The sequence below is a fragment of the Fredinandcohnia quinoae genome (assembly GCF_022427965.1).
Lineage (GTDB): Bacteria > Bacillota > Bacilli > Bacillales > Bacillaceae_L > Ferdinandcohnia > Ferdinandcohnia quinoae.
Window position 1 is genome coordinate 42,729 of record NZ_JAKTTI010000020.1, and the last position, 21,710, is coordinate 64,438.

Sequence of the window (21,710 nt, forward strand, 5' to 3'; positions counted from 1 at the left end):
AGAAAAAGGCTGTGAATAATCAACAGCCTTACTCCAATGATCTCTAATAAGCTGGAAAAACTTCTGGACACTGCTGCGGGAATTTGTTTGGTGGACAAATTGTAGTAGGTTCAAGAATCTCATCACGTGGATGACAAAATTTGGCTTCGATTTCTAATTTTACATCTGCTTCAATTTGAACTTCTAGGCATAATGTAAGAGCAACATCTAATTGTTGGAAATCCTCCGCACAGATAAGGTTTGCATCACATTCAAAGAATGAGACATGGCAATCTAATGTAGTTCCTTCTGGTGCGCATAAAAGGAAATTCTGTACTGTAGCAAACGGAATCCCTTTAGTAGTGCAAATTACGTCACCATTTGCACTCTCAATCTCTACTGCTACAAATCCTTTCACCAAGGCTTTTACCCTTTGAAGAACAACTGTGTCGCCGTTTGGAAGGGTAACATTTACATCTTGTCGTCCAGAACCTGGTACAATTTCTTTACACATAAATGCCATTTCTTCTTCATCGCGAGGGTCAATTCTCTCACCTTTTTCATTACTTAGGAAGCAGCTTACAGAAAAATCATTACCCTCTTCTAATAGAAATTTACAAAGTTTATCGACATCTTTAAAGTCTTTATCTTTGTGGTTGCGACATTTAAAATTTGTATCTAGTTTGTCGTCGGCCATGTTGATGATTGGAATCTCAACTTGACGAGTAACCCAGTCAAAAACTTTACGTGTCTTAATACAGACTTTTTCTTTATACTTTTGACTCACCTTTTTTTCCTCCTAATTTCCAAAATTTACCCATAGAAAACTATTTAAATTTAAGTAATTCCCTTTGGGTACTGGGGCTACTGTATAGTATGAATCTGATAGTCAAATGTGCTGTGACAAAAGCGGAATTTTTACCATATACATAACTTAGTGGTATATATCCCTACCTATTTAAACCTGAAATATTGTAGGGGATTCATCATAGGAGGACAGGAGTGAGCAGCATTGAGGAGTAATCAGTCAAATGAAATAATTATATTAAAACAAAAGATCATTCATTATCAATCAGAAATAAAAAAGTATACAGCTTTAATAAAAAAATATGAACAGAATGGGTTTAAGGATTTAGAATTGGAAAAATTGACTCTTCTGAAACAGGTAGAGGAATTGAAAAATCAGGTCTCAGAGCTTCAAAAAGAAAATATAATTTTAAAAGAAATTACGGTAAATAATAAAGTGACTAGTAGTAGCAAAGGAGGTAAAAAGCAGCAGATTGAATCGTGGTTCGTGAATAATTTAGCAAATCAAAGCAATTCTAATCAAAATAATCGAATCAAAAAGGATGCGGATTTAGTAAATAGTGTAAGGAATCTATCCAGTACACCTTTTTCTTTTTCACAAAATGACAATATGATGGAATAAAAATGGACTATAGAGCTAGTGACAACTTGGGATTCTATTTCATAATCTGTAAGTAACATGGACTTATGGAGGAATCAAATTATGAAAAAAAGACAGCATAATTCATCTGAAGTGAGAATGTTTACATCATCGAAAAAACCATCAATCAAAAAGAAAAGAAAAACTGGTGGATGTGGATGCGGACAGAGGACACAAAAAGAGTAAATCGATTAAAGTAGATATTCATAAAAAGTAGATTACTAAATTATTCAGAGACTGTAAAAATGGAAGGAATCGTTCACATTGTTACAGTCTCTGTTTATTATTAATTATGATGGAAACGCTGCTGTTGGATATACTGGAGTATAGGTTTTTTGGATGAAAGAATATAGAGAGTTATATTCATTTAAATGGTTTTCATATATATGACGTAATGTTTGATTAGGAAATTGATATACTAGTAGACTTTTATTCATATATTCGTTGTACACACCATAATTTAAATAGTCAAACAAATGATTTTCTTTGAAAAGAACTCCTTTGCCTAATAGGATTTGAAAACCTGTATGGTAATGACGGGAGAATACTGTGGCATTTGCAATCCATTTAAAGTCTGGTCCTGTTTTTCCGTAAAAGTTAGGATTCGTACAGGATGCATCAAATCCAAATTCCTTCCATTCAACACAACCAGTTGAGCCATATTGTTGAAGCCATAATGATAGTAGGTCATTTTCGTGAACATAAGCATTGACTTTTTTAACAAATATTTCATCATTTCCATCAATGGATGCACGTGGCCATACAAATCCTTTGAAATCTAATTTTTCATGTAAATGCTGAGCATTATCCCATTTATTTAAAAACTTTTTTATCCACCACTTTATAGCTTTCAATCTACTATTTTCTTCTTTAAAATTTAATATTTCACCGTTTACTTTACCAAATTTTGTTTGGGTTAGATTGGGATAGGGCATTGTAACCCATATATCCGTCTTTTTTCCCTTTTTTGTGTTCCTAGCAATAGCATCAAAATTAAATCCTTTAAAAAATAATCGTTTTAAAGAAATTCTCCAATCTCTTTTTTCAGCTAATAAGCCAAAATCAGAATACATTGGATAAAGAAAGTGATCTTTTCTCCCACTAATTTGGTTAAAAATAAAACCATTAAACATCGTATCTACAGCTTCTCCATTCATTAAATATGATTGGTAAGGTTTCAAGTCCTCTGCTGTCCAATTTTTAATTCCGGTTTCATTATCCTCCCCATATGGGAGCAGGCATATATGATTTTGTACCCCAATCTCTTCTGCTGACATATATTCATTTGTTGACAAACTTATCCCACCTTTTTTTTATGTCCTATAACAAAATATGAAATACTGGTACGAAAGGTGAGTACACGCTCCCCCAATTATGTTAAATGACTTTATACAAATATAAATTAAGTTGGGAAAAATTAGTAATCATAATTTTATCCAGTTTATACACCCTATTATTGTATGACATAACCTTGAAAAACAGGAGGAAGAACAATGACAGTGATTAGTCAAGTGAAACAAACATTATCTGGTTTAAAGAGTGCTCAAGCAAGTCTTGAAACCTTTGCACTTCAAACTGAAAACCAATCCGCTAAACAAACGTACCAACAAGCCGCTCAACAAACACAAGCAATTATCGATATGCTTGACCCACGTGTTCAAGAAATGATGCAGGAGGAACCACAATATAATCAATAATATCGATACAATGGTTGGTATACCTAATACCAACCTTTTTTAAGAAGTACATATATGAATGGAATGAGTATTGTGTACAAAAAAATAATCTACTTTTTTACTATTTGTTTATTACTTACTGGTTGTACAAGTGGAGAAAATAAGGCGAAAATAGCTCAATCTAATGATGTGGAAGAAGGAATAAATGATCGGGATGTAAATCAGTCAATAGCTGAAGAGGCTGAAAAGAAGGTTGTGAATTGGGATGAAGTAACGGGTGCAGTCGCGGTTACAATTGATCATAAATTGCTCTTGGCTTTCAAGGTTAAGCAATTTGATAAATTTCATCTTAACAAAATTGAAAAGAAAGTTAAGGATAAGTTAAAAAAAGAATTTCCTGATTATAAACCAGTTGTTTCAAGCGATTTGAAAATTTTCTTGGAAACGACCAAATTAAAGAAAAAGATTGCAAAAGAACATATAACAAAACATCAAATAAAAAAAGACTTCAAACGAATTAAAAAGTTAAGTGAGGAACAAACATGAAATAGGGTGAAAAGATGGCGAATAAAAAAAGAAAAAACCTTACACCTACACAGCAAGAGTACTATCAATTGCAAAAGGAAAGGGAAACAAAAAGGCCAATTTTTAAAAATTGCTTAAAGGCATTTTTAGTGGGGGGCTTCCTTTGTATTATTGGACAAGCAATTCAATTATTTTATATTTATAATTTTAACTTTACTGAAAAAACTGCTGGGAATCCGACCGTTGCAACGATGGTTTTTATTGCAATGCTTTTAACAGGCTTTGGAGTTTATGATCGAATTGCCCAATTTGCAGGAGCGGGTAGTGCAGTACCAGTAACTGGGTTTGGAAATGCTGTCATTTCAGCAGCAATTGAACATCGAACAGAGGGCTTTGTATTGGGAGTTGGTGGGAATATGTTTAAGCTTGCAGGATCTGTCATTTTATTTGGCACATTCTCTGCCTTTCTCGTAGCTCTTATTAAGACCATTCTAAAAACATGGGGTGGATTATAACATGCTTAAGGGTCATGCAACATGGGAATTTGAAAATAAGCCGGTCATAATTTCCACAGCAGCTGTTGGAGGTCCTTTTGAAGCAAATGGAAGGATAGCAGATGATTTTGATATCCTTCACGAGGATCTTTGGCTTGGAGAGGACTCATATGAAAAGGCTCATAAAGTTCTTTTTGAGGAGGCTTTTTATACGGCTATAGAAAAAGTGAAATTAGAAAAGGAAAAGATTCAATTTATTTTAGCAGGGGACTTAATTAATCAAATTACACCAACAAGCTTTGCGGCGAGGACTTTAGGAACACCATATTTTGGCCTATTCGGTGCATGCTCGACTTCGATGGAAGGATTGGCGCTTGGTGCTTTTATAACGAATTATGGTGGTGCGAATTACATAATGACAGGTGCAGCAAGCCATAATGCAGCAGTGGAAAAGCAATTCAGATATCCAACTGAATATGGTGGTCAAAAACCGCCGACAGCACAATGGACAGTGACTGGGGCAGGAGTAGCCGTATTAAGTAATCAAGGGAGTGGACCAAAGGTAACATCGGCAACGATTGGAAGAGTTGTTGATATGGGGTTGTCAGATCCTTTCAATATGGGGGGAGCAATGGCTCCTGCTGCAGTAGATACAATTATTGCCCATTTACGGGACCTTCAAATTGAACCATCTTATTATGACTTAATAATCACAGGTGATTTAGGACATATCGGAAGAGAGATATCGTTAGATCTTTTTCATAAGCATGGTATTGATATTAAGGAAGAGCAATTCCAGGATTGTGGCATTTTAATCTATCGTGATGATCAACCTGTTTTAGCTGGAGCTAGTGGAGCTGGGTGTTCGGCAACTGTTGTGTATGGGCATATTCTGAACAGGATGAAGAGAGGTGAATTCAAGAGAATTCTAGTTGTAGCAACTGGTGCACTACTTTCCCCGATATCCTTTCAACAAAATGAAACGATTCCGTGTATTGCACATGCAGTATCGATTGAATATGGAGGTGAATAAGATGTTCCAGTCTTTTCTGTGGGCCTTCATTGTTGGAGGTCTCATATGTGTAATTGGTCAAATTATGTTTGATGTATTTAAATTAACACCAGGGCATACGTTGAGCGCACTTGTTGTAGCTGGTGCCATTTTGGATGGATTGGGTTTATATGAACCATTAATTGCTTTTGCTGGTGCAGGTGCATCAATACCGATTACAAGTTTTGGAAATTCACTTGTGCATGGAGCACTAATAGAAGCTGACAAACATGGAATTATCGGAGTCTTAACTGGTATGTTTGAGGTAACAAGTTCTGGAATATCGGCGGCAATTATATTTGGATTTATCGGTGCTCTTTTATTTAAACCGAAAGGGTAGGGAGGGATAGCTTTTGACTGTAGCATCTCAGGTTAAACAAACATTGGCAGGACTAAAAAGTATGCATGCAAGCTTTCAGTCTTTAGCATTATCCTCTAGTGATGAAAATGCACAGCGAACTTTTCATGAAGTGATGCTAGCAACGGAAGAGATCATCAGTGATATCAAGGGGAGAATTGGTAAATTAGAGATGGAAGAACCTCAATATAAGGGTTTCTAATTTTTGAGCAGTAGGGGTGAGAATAGTGCCAACTTGGCTTGAAGTTGCAATAAGATCTATATCAGTCATAATCGGAGTATTTCTTATTATGAAATTAATTGGTAAAAAACAGATTGCAACCCTCTCTTTTTTTGAATATATTGTAGGAATTACGGTCGGCAGCCTTGCTGCAGATGTATCTATGGATATAGAACTAAATTTACAATCAGGTATTACTAGTTTATTGATTTGGTTATTGGTTCCTGCAATGGTATCATTAGTAGCATTAAAAAATAAAACAATTCGGGATCTTACTGAGGGAAAATCAACGGTTGTGATTAAGAATGGGAAGATAATGGAGGATAATCTTAAAAAGGAAAAGTACTCTGCTGATGATTTATTAGAGCAATTAAGAAAAAAGTCTGTCTTTCAGGTTGCTGATGTTGAATTTGCAACTTTGGAACCTTCTGGGAGTATAGACGTATTACTGAAAAGAGAAAAACAGCCATTAACAGTAGGAGACATCTTTCAAAATCCACCTTCTATTAAAGAACCACAAACTGTCATAATGGACGGGAATATCTTAGATGAACCATTGGCAACTGCACGTTTGAATCGTGGCTGGTTAAAGGAAGAATTAGATAAGATGGGTGTAACCATTGAAAATGTATTTTTAGCTCAAGTAGACAGTTATGGCCAATTAACCGTAGACCTATACGACGATAAAATCCAAGTTCCACCTCCAGCGACAAAACAACTCCTACTTGCTTCGATTAAAAAATGTCAAGCTGACTTAGAGTTATATGCATTGGAAACAGAATCCCAATCAGCCAAAGTTATGTATACAAAAAATGCCCAAAAACTAAAAATGATTGAGGATAAAGTGACATTGCTCCTCAAAAACTAACAGGCTCATAAAAGCCTGTTTTTTCATATCATATAGCGTTAGGCACCTTGAATAATGAGAGGTGATTATTATTGAGTAAATTTGATCAGGAGATGGATCGTTTTGTTACAGATTACTTTAAGGAACATGAAAATGAAAAAGCTAAGATTCAAAAGTGGGGAAATGAGACTGAAAAGGAATTAACTAATCTTGATTTGAACAGCATTCGTTTTGAAAGGGAAATTGAAAAAAGGTTTAATCAACTTGGAAAATGGTTAGAAAATAAACGAATTGAAATAGAAGGGAAATTTGGAGAGTCAAAATCAAAATAAAAATTCCGCATATGCCCTGTTCAGTAGTCCTCACAAAACTTGACCTTTCAACATATTTTATAAGTGTACATTCAAAAGGGGAGGTGCTAAATATGGGCTTCGGATATGGTGGTTGTGGCTACGGTGGATACGGTAGCGGCGGCGGTTATGGCTATGGCGGCGGATCTACTTTCGTGTTAATCGTCGTATTATTTATCTTATTAATTATTGTCGGTGCTTCTTTCTACAACTAATCTCAAACTCTCTCTAATGTATTCAGGTACGAGTCAGTCGGCTCGTACTTTGATTTTTTTGAATTGAGAGCATCACAACTTGCTAATATGATTCATAGAATATTAGACAATGTAAGGAGGCTTTGAAATGGATAATCATTTATTTAAAAATATTGAAAAGAAAACAGGCGTGAATATGCAGGATGTATTTCAGCTTGCAAACTCTGTGCAGAATGCAAATTTCAAAGACGAAAAGACAGTAAGATCCATTATTCAACGAGTATCACAAATTGCTAATAAGCCAGTTTCGAAACAGCTAGAGGATAAAATTGTAAGTAGCATTGTAAATGGAAATGAAAAGATGGATTTCGGAACGATTTCAAAAATGATCAATAAAAAGTAATGAAACTGGTCTGGCGCAAAAGTCAGACCTTTTTTACTGTTAGTTTCCGTCGGTATACTACAAAAATAGTTATATATCACTAGTTTCTAAATATAAGAAATCGGGTATAGGATAGAAGAAGGGAGGAATATGAGATGGGATACATATTGCCAATAAATAATGAACAATCTGTTCAATATGTAAATCGAACAACTCCATATCAAAGTAAATATATTGAATTACATCAAATTAACAAACTAAGATTAAAAACTCAATCAAGTCAACAACAAACAAATCCCTTAATCACTAGCCAAGCACAAACAAAGAAACAAGAAATAATCTTTGAAAAAATTCATGCTGAACTTACAGGTAAAGGTCTCCTTTTTAACGAAAGAATATAAAACAACCACGTTGCAAATAACGTGGTTGTTTCAATCATATTCCTTTTTCCATTGTCACATGAGGTATGCCTGCATCAAGAAAGACATCAGGGGATGCAGTTTCATATCCCAGCTTCTTATAAAAATTTTCCGCATGTGTTTGTGCATGTAGCTTTAAAGTAGAAATACCTTTCTCCTTCGCAAACTCTTCAATTTTGTTCATTATAATTTTACCGGCACCTTTACTCCGATGAGTGGAAAGTACACAAATTCTTTCAACCTTTCCAATATCATCAATTACTCGAAAGCGTCCAGCGCCTACTGGTTTTTCCTCGTCATATAGAACAAAATGTGTTGCATCATCTTCAAATTGATCGATTTCTTCTTCTAATGGAACATTTTGCTCATCTACAAAAACAATTTTTCTTACATGGAAAGCGTCTTGCCGTTCTTTTTCTATTGTAACTATTCTAGTATTCATATAAGGATTAGCTTTCCTTTCCTAAAAGGAATGTTTCATATACAGTCCACATGCCATTTTCAAGTTGGTATAGAAGATGGAAGCGATCAATTTCTTCCTCATGTTTAACTTTATGCATTCTCAACTGGCCGAGTACATCGGAATGTTCATCATCAGAAAGCCTCTGACCGATTGTAATATGTGGCACGAAGGAATACTCAGATTCTTGTGAAAAAAATCCAGAGTGAAGAGACTCATGCAAATTAGATAACTGTTCATTTGGCTCTACTTTCAAATAAATTACATTATTAACTGGGTAAAATGAACTTACCTTTGTTATTTTTAAAGGGAACGGATTGGCTTGATCTGAAATTGCATCCAATTGCTTTGCAATATCTTTAATCTCTGAATCTGATGCTTCAAATGAATTTTTTAGTGTTAAATGTGGCGGAATTAAAGCATAGTGTGGGTCATACCGTTTACGATATGAATTCACAAGATCTTGAAGCTTTTTGGATGGGAAGAGTGCAATACCATATTTCATTTTTTTTAGCCTCCTTAAATAGTAGGTATGTACATTTAAAAATACGAAAAATAGTAATTCTATTATAACAAATTTCTTTTCTAGATTATATATGAATACAAGAATTAATTCATATAAAATGGAAATTGGTGTAACAATTTATTCATTTTTCAACATCATCACAAGTGCTCTCGGTATATCAGGTTGCCAGTATGTCCATTTATGATCACCATCAAACTCATCATAAAAATATGTAAAACCTTTTTTGATGATGCTTTTATTCATTTCTCGATTTGGTTTAATGAAGTTTTCAATATTTCCATTTGTAGTATCGACTTCAGTTTCATCTTTACCGATTACATGATAGAGCTCTATTAAATGTGGCTCCTGAAATGACTCGATTTTTTTTAGTATATATTCATTTACATACGGTGACTGCATAATTACCTTCCCAAAAGTATGAGGATATTCAAGACCAGCAAGGAGTGAGACAGTTGCACCTAAGGAATCTCCTATTAAAACACGTCCTAAGCCCATTTGATACGTAGGGAATTTCTGATCTAAAAAAGGAACAAGCTCTTCCCCTAAAAAACGGATATATTCTTGATGCTTATCACCATCGGGATGATATTTATTCCAACGATCAATTTTGTTCGCATAAGGGATTCCAACTATAATCGTATTCTCAATTTCATGATTATGTAAAAGCTGATCTGCAGTACGTGCGATCCTCCCTAAATTAAAATAATCACGTCCATCTTGTGTAATCAAAATATGATATTTATACAATGGAGAATACGCAACTGGATAGTATATGATCAATTCAACATCTTCTTTCAACGTCTTACTATGTATAGTCATTTCCCTAACAGTACCTTTATTACTCATCGATGTCATTAAACCTCCATATTCTTTTGATAATTACCTAAAAAAGTTCTTCATTATTATAACGTATTTTTAGAAAAAAACAGAAGAACGATTCCCATTATTTGTTGACTCAATTTTTTTAAAAAAGGCGTTTCACTGAATAAGTTGTCCAATCGTAATCTAGTTACATCGAATATGTTGATTGTATAATAATGAGAAAGGAGTGAGTCTATCAATGCCACCACGCCATAAAAAACACAAACCTCATAATCATAATCAAGCAAAAGATGGGCTTATAATTACGATTAATATTGATTGCAACATCAATATTGAGAATAATGAGATTCAAATAGAACAAAGAGCAGAAGGTGGCGGACAAATCAATAGAAATGTTGGAATGAACGCCAATCAAGGAGGACAAAACGCTAGAAATAATAGTAGTACCTCAAATAATCAATCTAAATTTGCTAATGGTAATGGTAGAAGTGGAATTGCCGGCAATGACAATGATGAAGCAGGTGGGCAGCAGGGGATTAAGGTAAGGGACAGTGCAGTGATAGACAGTATAATACAATCAATATCAGACCATGTCGAAATTTCTGAAGATGTTTAAACAACAAAACGACAGAGTAAGAAAATCTCTGTCGTTTTACTATTTATGCAGTTTTAGTAACATCCATATGTTTCTTTTCCGTTTCGGCAACATATACTGCACATGCTGCGTCTCCTGTGATGTTAACAGCAGTTCGAGTCATATCTAGTAAGCGGTCGATACCAATAATTAATCCAATACCTGCAACCGGTAAGCCTACAGAGTCTAATACCATCGCAAGCATGATTAATCCAACACCAGGTACTCCGGCAGTACCGACACTTGCAAGAACAGCCGTTAAAATAACCATTAAAATCTGAGTTATTGATAAATCGACACCCCATGCCTGTGCAATAAAGATGGTCGCTACTCCTTGCATAATCGCGGTTCCATCCATATTAATTGTTGCACCAAGGGGCTGAACAAAGCTACTAATTGGTTCTGGTACTTTTAAGTTCTTTTGTGCGGTTTCCATTGATACTGGTAGGGTTGCATTACTACTTGATGTACTGAACGCAACTGTCATGGCTGGGAAAAATCCTTTGAAAAATTCAATTGGACTGCGTTTTACCAATGCAACAGTTCCTCCATATGTTACAGCAGCATGTATGAATAGCGCAGCTACTACGACTAGGAAATATGCAGCCATTGCTTTTATCGCATCGTATCCTTGACTACCAATTGCGGTTGCAATTAATCCGAATGTACCATATGGTGCGACCTTCATCACAAGGTTAACAAGGTACATCATAATGTCATTTGCTTGTTCGAATAAATTTAAAATTCCCTTTGTCTTATTCCCTAAAATGGTTAGTGCAAAGCCAATAAAGACTGAAAATGCAATGATTTGAAGCATATTCCCTTCAGTCATGGCAGCAACAGGATTAGTCGGAATAATGTTTAATAATGTTTCAACAACTGGTGGTGCTTCAGTCGTACCTTCATATTTTACACCTTCCGTATCAAAGCCGCCTCCAGAACCAGGTTGGACAATGAACGCTAAGCTTATTCCAATAATAATTGCGATAGTTGTAGTTAATAAAAAGTAAACAATTGTTTTTGCACCAATTCTTCCTAACTTCTTAGGGTCACCAAGACCAGCAACTCCTAGGGTAATGGAAAAGAAAACAATTGGAACAACTAGCATTTTGATAAGATTTAAGAAAATTTGTCCTAGTGGTACGAATAGCCATTTGTTAATGTGTGTGAAAAATTCAGGTGCTGTAAGATTTAAAATAATTCCAACTACTGCCCCTAATAATAAAGCGTATAAGATTTTTTTGGTTAATGACATAAGTAACCTCCCATATTATTTTTTTTTTAGATGTGGTGTCAGCAAAAGGGAAGGAGTGAACTAACCTGATAAAGTTATAACTTTATTCAGCAGAAGTCTCCCACTTCTATAAGTGGTGAGATGAATACAAATCAGTTTCCACTTCAGTGGGGGTTCAAACTCCGACTGAATAAAGTTAAAGCCTCCGGCGGATGCCTCAGATTTTTAAAGGAAGTTTTTCGAGCAAGCTCGAAAAAATCTGGGCGCAAATACGCCAAGGCGCATTTGATGATAGATGTAAACATTCTCGGAGAATAAAAAAACCACGAGAAAGAAAGCTCGTGGCTATTAGTTGAAAAAAAACGCAACTATGCTCTCTCCAGATGCTTACGAGGTTAGCTGTCGGATTCGGATGAAGAGTATATTCCTACCTTTATAATAAAGGATTCACCCCGAGTGCCCTTTTGCACAAAATGGTTCCCCCGTTTCCCAATTGGGAATTCAGCGAGTATTGAATTGTCCATTGCTTACTAATATATATATCTTTTTTTACTGTTTATGTCAAGAATATTTATAATATTGGAAAGATAACAAAAATGAATATATAAATCTACTAAGGAATGACTAATGTTATTTTACTATAATATAATTCGATTGGGAACTATTTTGCTTACAAACGAAACGTATAGATTAATAGTATAGATTTAGCTTTATTTTCCATCGATTTATTTTGACAAATGGTAGTAAATTTAATATAATTGGTCCATAGTACGATTTTAATAGTATGATCTGATAGTTCAGCGGGAGAACACCACCTTGACAGGGTGGGGGTCGGGGGTTCAAATCCCTCTCAGATCATTGTAAAAACAGCACATTTCTTAAGGGATGTGCCGTTTTTTTTATATATACAATTTTTACTGAATAGCTTCCAACTGATTTTGCAATAAATGACTGAACACATTTCGTTTATCCTCTTTAAGCTCGGAAAAACCACCTCTTTGAATGACCTCGCCCTGATCTAAGACAATAACTTGATCAGCATTTCGAATTGTTGATAACCGGTGAGCAATCACGACAATCGTCATTTTTCCTTTCAAGCGTTCAATTGCTTGTTGTATATTTCTCTCATTTTCAGTATCTAGAGAGCTTGTGGCTTCATCTAAGACTAGGATGGAAGGCTTTCTAAGGATAGCCCGTGCTAACACAAGACGTTGCCGTTCACCACCAGATAGTTTTATTCCCCGATCCCCAATAAGTGTATCAAGTCCGTCGGATAACCCTCTTACATACTCACTTGCTGAAGAAAATTCCAAGGCATCCCAGATTTCTTGCTCACTTGCATTTGGTTCAACTAATAATAAATTATCGCGAATGCTAGTATTAAATAGGAATGGATCTTGTGGGACATAGCTGACTGATCGTCTTAACGCGATTAAGTTAGCGCTTGTCAATGGTGTCCCATCAATGATTACTTGCCCTGTTTCCGCTTGGTTTAGGCCCATTAGTAAATCAATTAAAGTGCTTTTTCCAGCTCCTGAACGTCCAACAACTGCAGTCATTTGGTTGGCAGGAAATATTATATTAATATCCTTCAATGCATAAATTGGTTCATTTTGATTATAACGAAAAGAAGCATGTCGACATACAATGCTTTGTTCAATGGTTAGTGGCTTGACCGATTTATGTAATTCTTGTTCATATTCGCGAGCTTGTTTACATTGATTTTGTATAGCTTCAACCGCCTTAAATGAAGGAATTGTTGATGCTATTTGTTCCAAAGAAGACTGAATGGAAGAAACACGCGGCCACAACCTTGAGAAGATTACGATCACTAACATTAATTGTCCCGTCTGAGCACTAAACATGCTAACTGCAAAATAGATAAATAAAGCAATTAAAATAGCAGAGGCGACTTTATAGTTTAACTGGGAAGCTGTTTTAAGCTTTGTATAGTTCACCTGTTGATTATATATTTTTTTCGTTAACGAACTAAACCAATCAACGCGTGATTGTTCTAATGTATTGCTTTTGATATCTTTAATACCATTCATTTGATCGGTAATACCTGCTAGATAGTCCTTATTTAATTCATAATTCTGCTTCCCTAATTCAAGTGACCGTTTTAAAAATTTTCGATTGAAAAAGATAAGCACTGCTCCAGATAGTAGGACAAACGATGTTATACTAGGTGACAGAATAAAGGCAAGAGCAATTTGTACCAAAGTAAACACAAGTGATGTGATAAATTGTAAAAATGAATAAGTTCCAAGACTAGCCCGACCGATTTCTGCTGTTAAAATATTAACGAGATCTGACTTGCGTTGCTTAATAAAAAAGTTCCAATTCGCATGTAGTATTGGTTCATATGTTTCTAGCCGCATATAGCGTAAAAAACCTTGCTGTATTTTGGTGTTCTTGACATTCAATTGGCGATTTACGATATTTTGGGTGATAACAATCAAAACATAAAAGCCCAATATCAGCGGTAAGCCAACTGAAGTAGGAATATACTGAAGGAAATCAAAAACACCTATTAATGGTACTCCACTAGAATCAAACTCAACAATCCCACTCATGCTTAGCAAAGGGACTAATAACAGGATTCCAATACCTTCTATCAGGCCTAACGCAATCATCGCAAAAAGATTAATATAGACAGCACTTCCAGAATACTTATGAATTTGTTTTAAGAAATATAACACATATTGCATTTGATATTCCCCCTTGGGTAAGGCGTGTTCCCCCACCTTCTCAAAGATAAGATTTTTTATCTTACCTTCTCCTTTTGTAATTTAGCTAGAATCAAATCGACTAGCTCATGAGCGGTAAAATAAGTTGTTGGTCTTTTTATTTGATAAAGGTCAAGCTTGTTAACTATTTTTGTCAATGTTTCAAAATGCCAGTCCATTAATCCAGAACGTGCTATAAGGAAATTACGGTATGTATGCTGGAATAGTTTAAGTAAACGCTCTAAGTCTTGGATAGGAGTGATTTCAATTCGACCATTTTCTTTTTTTGTTAACTCGATAACTCCAGCTAATGGAGTTGGCTCAGTTTTAAAATGTTCTTTTACTGGTATGGCGAACTTTGTCTCTCTTTGGATTACTGGTCGATACTGCCCAGAATCCATACCAAATTGATCAATGCTTTCTTGCCATAACTTTTGCTGCGGGTAAGCTGGTGTCACAATTGGTTGATTTCCATCCGCTAGGGTGACTGCTATTACATCATCACTTAATAAACTATAACCCCGTTTTATGAAAGCTGAGGCAAGGGTTGATTTTCCTGCTCCTGAATCTCCAACAATTGCGTAAGCTTTGCCATTAATTACAACGGCACTCCCATGTAAGGGTAGGATTTTTCTTTGCAGTAAAATGGCCCCCATACATGTGCCAAGAAGATATAGACGGATATGGTCATGGGATACGTTCGGGTAGGGTGACACTAATATGGTATTTCCATGCTCTATTTTGAAGATGGCCACGTCTGGTACTTGGAACATAATAAAATCTTCTTCGACAATAAAAAAATTATTTCTATCTGCAAAATCTGCCCATAAAAGGGATAAATCTGTTTCAGTTATCACTATATCTACTTGGTTATCATTTACATATGTAAGAGGAGCTTCAGGTAGGAAATAAACACTAGATACTGTTAAACCAAAAACCTTGTAAAAATACTCTTCAGAGAAAAAAAACATCTATTTTAACCCCTTCTATTTTATTTAACCTTATATAATTGTAATTTAGAATATTATGTTCATAATAAAGGACGCTTGATGTGAAATATCGACTAGTAAATTATTATTAAATATTCTTTATAAAGAACAATTTTAGTATAAATTATCATCATAATTTAATTATGTCAATAACTGATTTTCAATTCTATTATTCCTTTTAAATAATACATTATATGTGAAAATGGTGATGATCTAAGTGTGCGTTTTGCTGGTAAAATTCAATTTATGAAAATTTAAAAAGTAGAAAATAGGTATTGAAATTTATTTTTAATAATGATATGTTCTCAATAAGGAACCAATTTTAAGGGTATAGTCATATATGCCTATTTATAATTTTAGAATAAATGTTCTTATTTAAGAATTGAAAAGTAAACCTTATTGGAGAAGATATAATGAGTGCAATTGCTGGAATTTATCATGTGAAAGAACCGATTCCTAAACAATTTGAACAAGTAATGATGCAAGCATTAAGCAAGTTTCCGGCAGATGATGTCCAAACCTGGCACAAGGATAAAGTGTTTTTGGGATGCCATGCACAATGGATTACTGTGGAGTCGATTGGTGAACAACTACCATTTTACGATTATGAGAGGCAATTAGTCATTACATCAGATGCAATGATTGATAATCGAAGCGAATTATTTGATCAATTAGGAATAGATAACACGGAAAGAAAAATTATGCCTGATAGTCAACTAATTCTTATCGCCTATGCAAAATGGGGAGATGAAGTTGTAAAGCATTTAATAGGTGACTTTGCCTTTATGATTTGGGATGAGAAAAACCAAAAATTATTTGGAGCAAGAGATTTTTCCGGTACAAGACCGCTATATTTTTACCATAGTGATCAGCAATTTGCCTTCTGCACTGTTATGGAACCATTGCTAAGGTTGCCCTATATAAACAAGCAGTTAAATGAAGAGTGGCTTGCTGAGTATTTGGCAATTTCAACCATAGTTGATGCTGTCGATGTGGTAAATACAGTTATAAAGGATATTCAACAAGTTCCACCTTCACATACGGTTACTGTGATGGATGGGAAACTAAAGCTTACGAAATATTCTGTACTATCATTCGGTGAAAAAATCAGATTTAAAACAGATCAGGAATATATTGTGGCTTTTCGTGATATTTTTCAAAAAGCAGTTGATTCAAGAGTACGAACCTTTAAAAGGGTGGGCTCGCACTTAAGTGGTGGACTTGATTCAGGGGCGGTTGCTGCTTTTGCTGCAAAAACATTACAACAACAAAATAAAAGATTACATACCTACAGTTCAATCCCTGTGGAAGATTTTCAGGACTACACACCAAGAAACTATTTTCCAGATGAACGGCCATTTATCAGTAAAACAGTTGATTATGTAGGAAATATTGATGATCATTATTTAAGTCTAGAAAGTAAAAATTCATACAATGATATTGATGACTGGTTGAGAATTATAGAAACACCATATAAATTCTTTGAGAATTCTTTCTGGATGAAAGGCATATTTGAACGAGCAAGTAAAGATGAAATTGGGATTTTATTAAGTGGAGCTAGAGGGAATTTTACGATTTCCTGGGGCCCAGCATTAGAATATTACGGTCATTTATTAAAGAGTATGAAATGGTTAAGTCTTGCACGTGAACTAAAGACTTATAGCAGAAACATCGGAGTAGGTAGGAAAAAACTACTTCAGGAAATAGGTAAACAAGTATTTCCTTTTATGCGCAATGAGGAGGACTATCAATTTCCGATGCTCATAAACTCTGATTTTGCAAAAAAGGTAAATGTCTTTGATAAACTGGAAAGGTATGGAATGGGAGCCGATGGCTTTAATGGGCTCACACTTTTAAATATAAGGCAACATCTTATTAAGAACGAATTTATTTGGAATTCAAATGGAATTGCGTTCTCAAAATTATCCATGCAATATGGAGTTTTAATGCGGGATCCAACCAATGATATCAGGGTGATTAATTATTGTATGTCACTTCCCCTAGACCAATTTATTAATAATGGAATGGACCGAGCTCTGATTCGAAACGCAACAGAAGGGTATTTGCCTGATGCAGTGAGACTAAACCAAACAGATTACGGCCTTCAAGCAGCAGATTGGATTCATAGAATGATACCTTGCTGGACAGATTTTATTGAAGAGGTAAAACAACTATTAAATGATAAAGATGTAGAACAATTTTTCAATTTGGAATCAATCAGCAATGCACTTTTGACAGCTATGGAAGTGCCGAAAGGGGATTCTGCTTTTAACCCTGAACTTAGAATGCTGATGCGTAGCATCATTGTCTATCGATTTCTTCAATCATTTAACCTTAAAGGAGGTGATACATATGAAAAAAGAATGGAAAAAACCGCAACTGGAATTGTTGGATATCAGTGAAACAATGGCAAATTGGCATGGTGACTCTTGGGATGGGTTCTTTATTGGAAGGAAGTATAAGCCAGAGGAGCCAGGCCCTGATCCGATTGATAGTTAATCTATCAAAATACTAATTAGAAGTTTTTACTTAAGCGATCATGTTTTGTTTGCAATACTAAATAAAGTTTTGGTTAAAAGGGCAAATCCTTAGATTTGCCCTTTTTAAAATACATTTTATAGTTGGACTCCTTCACCGAGCCGTACAACTCTTGCAGTTCCCTCGTGTCCATTTGTAATATTCTTCGTATCAAACACAAGTGAAGCGTTATTCAGAATTTTCTTCAGTGGGATATTGGAATGATCAGTCAAGATGATGGTACAATCCATTTTTCTAAGCACATTTTCTGTTAAGTCTGTGTTGAATAATTCCTCATTAGCTATCTTTAATGAGGAAATATATGGATCATGATAGTGAACATTAGCCCCTTTTTGTTTTAATAACTCAATGATCTCTAATGCTGCAGAGTCACGTGTATCCTCCACATCTTTTTTATAAGTTACCCCATAAATAAGGATATTAGTTGATGATAGTGATTTTGATGGAAGAAGTTTTTCCGTGCGGTTCACGATATAGGAAATCATCCGGTGATTGGTCTGCTCCGAAATTGTAATGAAATCACTACTCATTTCAAGTTGCTTAAGCTTCCATTGAAGATATAACGGATCAACAGGGATACAATGGCCGCCTATTCCAGGACCTGGATAAAAAGGAGTAAATCCATATGGTTTTGTTGCAGCTGCATTGATTACTTCCCAAATATCAACATGTAATTGATCACAAAGTATGGCCATCTCATTAATAAAGGAAATATTAATAAAACGGAACGTATTTTCAAGTAGCTTTGTTAATTCAGCTGCTTCAGTTGAAGAAACTGGAACGACCTCATGATAAATTTGGCTGTAAAGTGATATCGCAGCCTGTTTACATTTTGATGTAACTCCTCCAACGACCTTTGGAATCTCATCTACCATATATTTATCATTACCAGGATCAATTCTCTCCGGTGAATTAGCTAAAAGGAAATCCTCGCCAATCTGTAAACCACTTTTTTCAAGTATAGGTAGTAAAACTTCATTGGTTGTTCCGGGAAAGGTTGAGCTTTCCAAAATAATAAGTTGTCCCTTTTGTAATCTTTTACTAATTTCAGTTCCTGCACTAATAATGAATCGTAAATCTGGTACTTTTTGATTAGTTAAAGGTGTTGGAACACAAATAATGATAGAACCCACACTCTTTATTTCATCAAAATTAGTAGTCGCTACGAAATTTCCGCTATCAACAACCTTTTTTAACCGATTGTCATCTATGTCACCAATATAGCTTTTTGACTGATGAAGTTTTGATACTTTTTCAACATCTGTATCGATTCCTGCTACACTAAATCCCTTTTCAGCAAGCATGACAGATAAAGGGAGACCTACAAATCCTAAACCGATAACAGCTATTTTTTCTTTTATCCCCGATGTTGCATCGAATTGCATGAAACTACTCACCTCGTCTCTTTCTAAAATGTAATACATTCTAAACTATGCACTGACAGAGAGAAGGGAATGGACAAACAACTTATTCTACTAAATTTAGGCAATGGAATTTTTACCGGACTTTTTTGGACTTCATCTATTAATGGTATCTTTGCCGTTACTCTTTGTACGGGTTTGTCATAGATTATGGAGAAATAAAATTTAGTGATATCAAACGCTGATATTTTCTGATTATTAGCTTATTTGATATACAAATGAAGGGGTAGAAAATGATAAACCTAGTGGACTTAAGACGACAATTTCAAAGCGTTAAAAAGGAAATTTTACAAGAAATGAACGATGTCATAGAAAGTGGCCAGTATATTATGGGACCAAAGGTTATGGAACTAGAGATGAAGATCGCAAAAAGGCTAGGTGTATCAGAAGCGATTGCTGTTGCAAATGGAACAGATGCGCTTGTTCTTACACTTGAGGCTTATGGAATTGGGAAAGGTGATGAAGTAATTACAACACCATTTACTTTCTTTGCAAGTGCAGAGGCAATTTCACGAGTCGGAGCAGTACCTGTATTTGCAGATGTTGATCCAATTACGTTCAATATTAATCCTAATGAAATTGAACGTAAAATAACGCCAGCTACAAAAGCAATTATACCTGTCCATATCTTCGGTCAACCAGCTGATATGGATGATATCAATGAAATTGCAAAAAAATATGAACTTAAAGTGATAGAAGATGCATGTCAAGCATTTGGTGCTTCATTTAAGGACCAACCGGTAGGTAGTTTAGGAGATGTCGCTTGTTTCTCATTTTTTCCTACGAAAAATCTTGGCACGATGGGGGATGGCGGTATCATCACAACTTGCGATTCAGCGTTGGCAACAACAATTAGAAAGCTTCGAACTCATGGTACAACGAAGAAATACTTTCATGATCGGATTGGCTATAATAGTCGACTAGATGAGCTACATGCTGCTATTCTTCTTGTTAATCTTACTAAAATTGACGATTGGAATTCAAAGAGAAGAGTTCTTGCAGAACGTTATCGAAAATACCTAAACCATGTTACCCATTTGAAAATGCCAGTAGAGGGGAAGTATCGGACACATATTTACCACTTATTTTGTATTGAATCAGAGCAACGAGAAGAAATAATGAATGCCCTCATTAATGCACAGATACAAACTGGAGTCTACTACCCACGTTGCCTTCATCTTCAAGATGTTTACTCATTCCTGCAATATAAGAAAGGAGATTTCCCAGTAGCTGAATATTTATCTGAAAGACTTTTTGCTATTCCTATGCATCCATTTTTAACAGAGGGTGAACAAGACAAAATTATTTCAATCTTACGCCAAGATGGAGGTAGATAATATGACCATTCGATTTGGCTTGATTGGTTGTGGATTTATTTCAAAAAAACATTTATATGCACTACTGAACTGTGATAGAGCACAATTAGTTGCACTCAGTGATATTCAGCAATCAAGAATGGAAGAATCAATAAACTATTACCAAATGAATTCTGATTCCTTATCAACAATCGAGTGTTATACGAATTATCAAGACATGCTTGGAAATGAAGAGGTTGATGCAGTGATTATTTGTTCGTACTCAGGACTCCATGCAAAGATGGCAAAAGAGGCTCTTCTCTCACAAAAGCATGTTGTACTTGAAAAACCAATGGCACTATCACTCGCAGAATCAAATGAATTGATTACGTTGGCACAAGCACAGAAAAAGGAGCTTATGGTTTGTCATCAACTCCGTTTTCGTCCAATCATGCAAAAAATAAAGCAGATTATTGATGAAGGGAAAATTGGCAAGCCGATACTTGGTGTCGCTTCTATCCGAATTAATCGAACACAAAGCTACTATATGTCTACTTCTTGGAGAGGGAAATGGGAAAGTGATGGAGGGATGTTAATTAATCAAGGAATTCATGTAGTTGATCTACTTCAATGGTTTCTTGGTGATGTCAAAACAGTATACGGTGAAATTGGACAGCAATCATTTGTAAAAGAAACAGAAGATGTTGCACTGGGTATTATTCAGTTTAAAAATCAAGCAAAAGGGATTATTGAATCTAATATTGTAACGAAACCTAATAATCTTGGTTACTCATTATCTATTTTTGGAGAAAAAGGGACCATTTCTTTGGACGGTCCATCCCTTAATAACATTACACGTTGGTTCGTTGAAGGTGATGAAACTACGGAGGAAGAGTTGGAATGTCTTGTAAGTGATGGAAATGAAGAAATCTATATGTATGAAAACTTTATAGAAGCTGTTAATTCAAATAATAAACATGTGTTAATAGATGGGTTGGAAGGAAAAAAGGCATTAGAGCTTATTTTTGCAATATATAAGTCAGAATTATCGAAACAAGTAGTACAATGTCCGATCACATCGTTTTCTACAGCTGATATGAAAAGAAAGGAAGGATAATGA

General features: G+C 35.1%; 27 protein-coding genes, 1 tRNA gene and 1 riboswitch. Of the genes, 19 read left to right on the plus strand and 9 right to left on the minus strand.

Going from position 1 to position 21,710, the window contains the following annotated elements; genetic code table 11:
* Positions 1-43: 43 nt before the first annotated feature.
* On the minus strand, positions 44-766 hold the full coding sequence (locus tag MJG50_RS13010) for a BMQ_0737 family morphogenetic spore coat protein (RefSeq protein WP_240256172.1): 723 nt from the start codon (positions 764-766) through the stop codon (positions 44-46).
* Between the two features lie 225 nt (positions 767-991).
* Between MJG50_RS13010 and MJG50_RS13015 the strand changes: the two genes are divergently transcribed.
* Together MJG50_RS13015 and MJG50_RS22190 are read left to right on the plus strand one after the other, a co-directional pair.
* Positions 992-1,408 carry a hypothetical protein gene (locus MJG50_RS13015; RefSeq protein ID WP_240256173.1) on the plus strand — a complete coding sequence of 139 codons (417 nt, stop codon included), beginning with the start codon at positions 992-994 and terminating at the stop codon, positions 1,406-1,408.
* 81 nt (positions 1,409-1,489) lie between these two features.
* A complete protein-coding gene (locus MJG50_RS22190) occupies positions 1,490-1,612 on the plus strand; it encodes a hypothetical protein (RefSeq protein ID WP_275695608.1) in 123 nt (40 codons plus the stop codon).
* A 104-nt stretch (positions 1,613-1,716) separates the two neighbouring features.
* Here the strand turns inward: MJG50_RS22190 and MJG50_RS13020 are convergent, their stop codons facing one another.
* Entirely contained in the window at positions 1,717-2,721 is a 1,005-nt protein-coding gene (locus MJG50_RS13020) for a DUF4855 domain-containing protein (protein WP_240256174.1), read from the minus strand.
* Positions 2,722-2,919: 198 nt separating this feature from the next.
* Here MJG50_RS13020 and MJG50_RS13025 point away from each other — a divergent pair, with 198 nt between their 5' ends.
* The 11 genes from MJG50_RS13025 to MJG50_RS13075 all read left to right on the plus strand — a co-directional run bounded on the left by MJG50_RS13025 (position 2,920) and on the right by MJG50_RS13075 (position 7,924).
* Positions 2,920-3,123 carry a DUF1657 domain-containing protein gene (locus MJG50_RS13025; protein WP_240256175.1) on the plus strand — a complete coding sequence of 68 codons (204 nt, stop codon included), beginning with the start codon at positions 2,920-2,922 and terminating at the stop codon, positions 3,121-3,123.
* 63 nt (positions 3,124-3,186) lie between these two features.
* Positions 3,187-3,648, plus strand: a complete 462-nt coding sequence (locus tag MJG50_RS13030) for a YhcN/YlaJ family sporulation lipoprotein (protein ID WP_240256176.1) — start codon at positions 3,187-3,189, stop codon at positions 3,646-3,648.
* A gap of 14 nt (positions 3,649-3,662) precedes the next feature.
* Positions 3,663-4,142, plus strand: coding sequence for a stage V sporulation protein AC (gene spoVAC / locus MJG50_RS13035; protein ID WP_240256177.1), 480 nt, complete (start codon positions 3,663-3,665; stop codon positions 4,140-4,142).
* A gap of 1 nt (position 4,143) precedes the next feature.
* Positions 4,144-5,154, plus strand: a complete 1,011-nt coding sequence (gene spoVAD / locus MJG50_RS13040; protein ID WP_240256178.1) for a stage V sporulation protein AD — start codon at positions 4,144-4,146, stop codon at positions 5,152-5,154.
* Between the two features lies 1 nt (position 5,155).
* On the plus strand, positions 5,156-5,512 hold the full coding sequence (gene spoVAE, locus MJG50_RS13045; RefSeq protein WP_240256179.1) for a stage V sporulation protein AE: 357 nt from the start codon (positions 5,156-5,158) through the stop codon (positions 5,510-5,512).
* A gap of 13 nt (positions 5,513-5,525) precedes the next feature.
* Positions 5,526-5,732, plus strand: a complete 207-nt coding sequence (locus tag MJG50_RS13050) for a DUF1657 domain-containing protein (protein WP_240256180.1) — start codon at positions 5,526-5,528, stop codon at positions 5,730-5,732.
* 16 nt (positions 5,733-5,748) lie between these two features.
* The gene (locus MJG50_RS13055; protein ID WP_240256181.1) at positions 5,749-6,618 is read left to right on the plus strand and encodes a DUF421 domain-containing protein; all 870 of its coding nucleotides are present in this window, start codon (positions 5,749-5,751) and stop codon (positions 6,616-6,618) included.
* Positions 6,619-6,689: 71 nt separating this feature from the next.
* Positions 6,690-6,929: a hypothetical protein gene (locus tag MJG50_RS13060; protein WP_240256182.1), complete on the plus strand. Its 240-nt coding sequence runs from the start codon at positions 6,690-6,692 to the stop codon at positions 6,927-6,929.
* Between the two features lie 92 nt (positions 6,930-7,021).
* Positions 7,022-7,162, plus strand: coding sequence for a YjcZ family sporulation protein (locus tag MJG50_RS13065; protein ID WP_240256209.1), 141 nt, complete (start codon positions 7,022-7,024; stop codon positions 7,160-7,162).
* A 127-nt stretch (positions 7,163-7,289) separates the two neighbouring features.
* On the plus strand, positions 7,290-7,544 hold the full coding sequence (spoVIF, locus tag MJG50_RS13070; protein WP_240256183.1) for a sporulation-specific transcription regulator SpoVIF: 255 nt from the start codon (positions 7,290-7,292) through the stop codon (positions 7,542-7,544).
* A 134-nt stretch (positions 7,545-7,678) separates the two neighbouring features.
* On the plus strand, positions 7,679-7,924 hold the full coding sequence (locus tag MJG50_RS13075) for a hypothetical protein (protein WP_240256184.1): 246 nt from the start codon (positions 7,679-7,681) through the stop codon (positions 7,922-7,924).
* 34 nt (positions 7,925-7,958) lie between these two features.
* Here MJG50_RS13075 and MJG50_RS13080 read toward each other — a convergent pair whose 3' ends face one another.
* The 3 genes from MJG50_RS13080 to MJG50_RS13090 form a co-directional block, all read right to left on the minus strand.
* Complete coding sequence (locus MJG50_RS13080; protein ID WP_240256185.1) at positions 7,959-8,384, minus strand: GNAT family N-acetyltransferase; 426 nt, start codon at positions 8,382-8,384, stop codon at positions 7,959-7,961.
* Positions 8,385-8,391: 7 nt separating this feature from the next.
* Positions 8,392-8,907, minus strand: a complete 516-nt coding sequence (locus MJG50_RS13085) for a YjcG family protein (RefSeq protein WP_240256186.1) — start codon at positions 8,905-8,907, stop codon at positions 8,392-8,394.
* Positions 8,908-9,045: 138 nt separating this feature from the next.
* Positions 9,046-9,774 (minus strand): alpha/beta hydrolase, encoded by a 729-nt coding sequence (locus MJG50_RS13090; protein ID WP_240256187.1) that lies wholly within the window; start codon positions 9,772-9,774, stop codon positions 9,046-9,048.
* A 214-nt stretch (positions 9,775-9,988) separates the two neighbouring features.
* Between MJG50_RS13090 and MJG50_RS13095 the strand changes: the two genes are divergently transcribed.
* Positions 9,989-10,366 carry a hypothetical protein gene (locus MJG50_RS13095; protein ID WP_240256188.1) on the plus strand — a complete coding sequence of 126 codons (378 nt, stop codon included), beginning with the start codon at positions 9,989-9,991 and terminating at the stop codon, positions 10,364-10,366.
* A 43-nt stretch (positions 10,367-10,409) separates the two neighbouring features.
* On the opposite strand, the gene MJG50_RS13100 is transcribed toward MJG50_RS13095, so the two are convergent.
* Positions 10,410-11,639: a dicarboxylate/amino acid:cation symporter gene (locus tag MJG50_RS13100; protein ID WP_240256189.1), complete on the minus strand. Its 1,230-nt coding sequence runs from the start codon at positions 11,637-11,639 to the stop codon at positions 10,410-10,412.
* Between the two features lie 347 nt (positions 11,640-11,986).
* Positions 11,987-12,135: riboswitch (cyclic di-AMP (ydaO/yuaA leader) on the minus strand.
* 269 nt (positions 12,136-12,404) lie between these two features.
* On the opposite strand from MJG50_RS13100, the gene MJG50_RS13105 reads away from it, so the two are divergent.
* Positions 12,405-12,476 (plus strand) — tRNA-Val (locus MJG50_RS13105).
* A 56-nt stretch (positions 12,477-12,532) separates the two neighbouring features.
* Here MJG50_RS13105 and MJG50_RS13110 read toward each other — a convergent pair.
* Both MJG50_RS13110 and MJG50_RS13115 read right to left on the minus strand, forming a co-directional pair.
* On the minus strand, positions 12,533-14,329 hold the full coding sequence (locus tag MJG50_RS13110; RefSeq protein WP_240256190.1) for an ABC transporter ATP-binding protein: 1,797 nt from the start codon (positions 14,327-14,329) through the stop codon (positions 12,533-12,535).
* Positions 14,330-14,385: 56 nt separating this feature from the next.
* The gene (locus MJG50_RS13115) at positions 14,386-15,318 is read right to left on the minus strand and encodes an HPr kinase/phosphorylase (protein ID WP_240256191.1); all 933 of its coding nucleotides are present in this window, start codon (positions 15,316-15,318) and stop codon (positions 14,386-14,388) included.
* Positions 15,319-15,749: 431 nt separating this feature from the next.
* Between MJG50_RS13115 and MJG50_RS13120 the strand changes: the two genes are divergently transcribed.
* On the plus strand, positions 15,750-17,738 hold the full coding sequence (locus MJG50_RS13120) for an asparagine synthase-related protein (RefSeq protein ID WP_275695609.1): 1,989 nt from the start codon (positions 15,750-15,752) through the stop codon (positions 17,736-17,738).
* Positions 17,689-17,835, plus strand: a complete 147-nt coding sequence (locus MJG50_RS13125; protein WP_240256192.1) for a paeninodin family lasso peptide — start codon at positions 17,689-17,691, stop codon at positions 17,833-17,835. The genes MJG50_RS13120 and MJG50_RS13125 overlap by 50 nt, the downstream gene beginning before the upstream one ends.
* A 116-nt stretch (positions 17,836-17,951) precedes the next feature.
* On the opposite strand, the gene MJG50_RS13130 is transcribed toward MJG50_RS13125, so the two are convergent.
* Positions 17,952-19,259, minus strand: coding sequence for a nucleotide sugar dehydrogenase (locus tag MJG50_RS13130; protein WP_240256193.1), 1,308 nt, complete (start codon positions 19,257-19,259; stop codon positions 17,952-17,954).
* Positions 19,260-19,528: 269 nt separating this feature from the next.
* On the opposite strand from MJG50_RS13130, the gene MJG50_RS13135 reads away from it, so the two are divergent.
* Together MJG50_RS13135 and MJG50_RS13140 are read left to right on the plus strand one after the other, a co-directional pair.
* A complete protein-coding gene (locus MJG50_RS13135) occupies positions 19,529-20,632 on the plus strand; it encodes a DegT/DnrJ/EryC1/StrS family aminotransferase (RefSeq protein ID WP_240256194.1) in 1,104 nt (367 codons plus the stop codon).
* Complete coding sequence (locus MJG50_RS13140) at positions 20,619-21,707, plus strand: Gfo/Idh/MocA family protein (RefSeq protein WP_240256195.1); 1,089 nt, start codon at positions 20,619-20,621, stop codon at positions 21,705-21,707. The genes MJG50_RS13135 and MJG50_RS13140 overlap by 14 nt, the downstream gene beginning before the upstream one ends.
* Positions 21,708-21,710 lie beyond the last annotated feature (3 nt).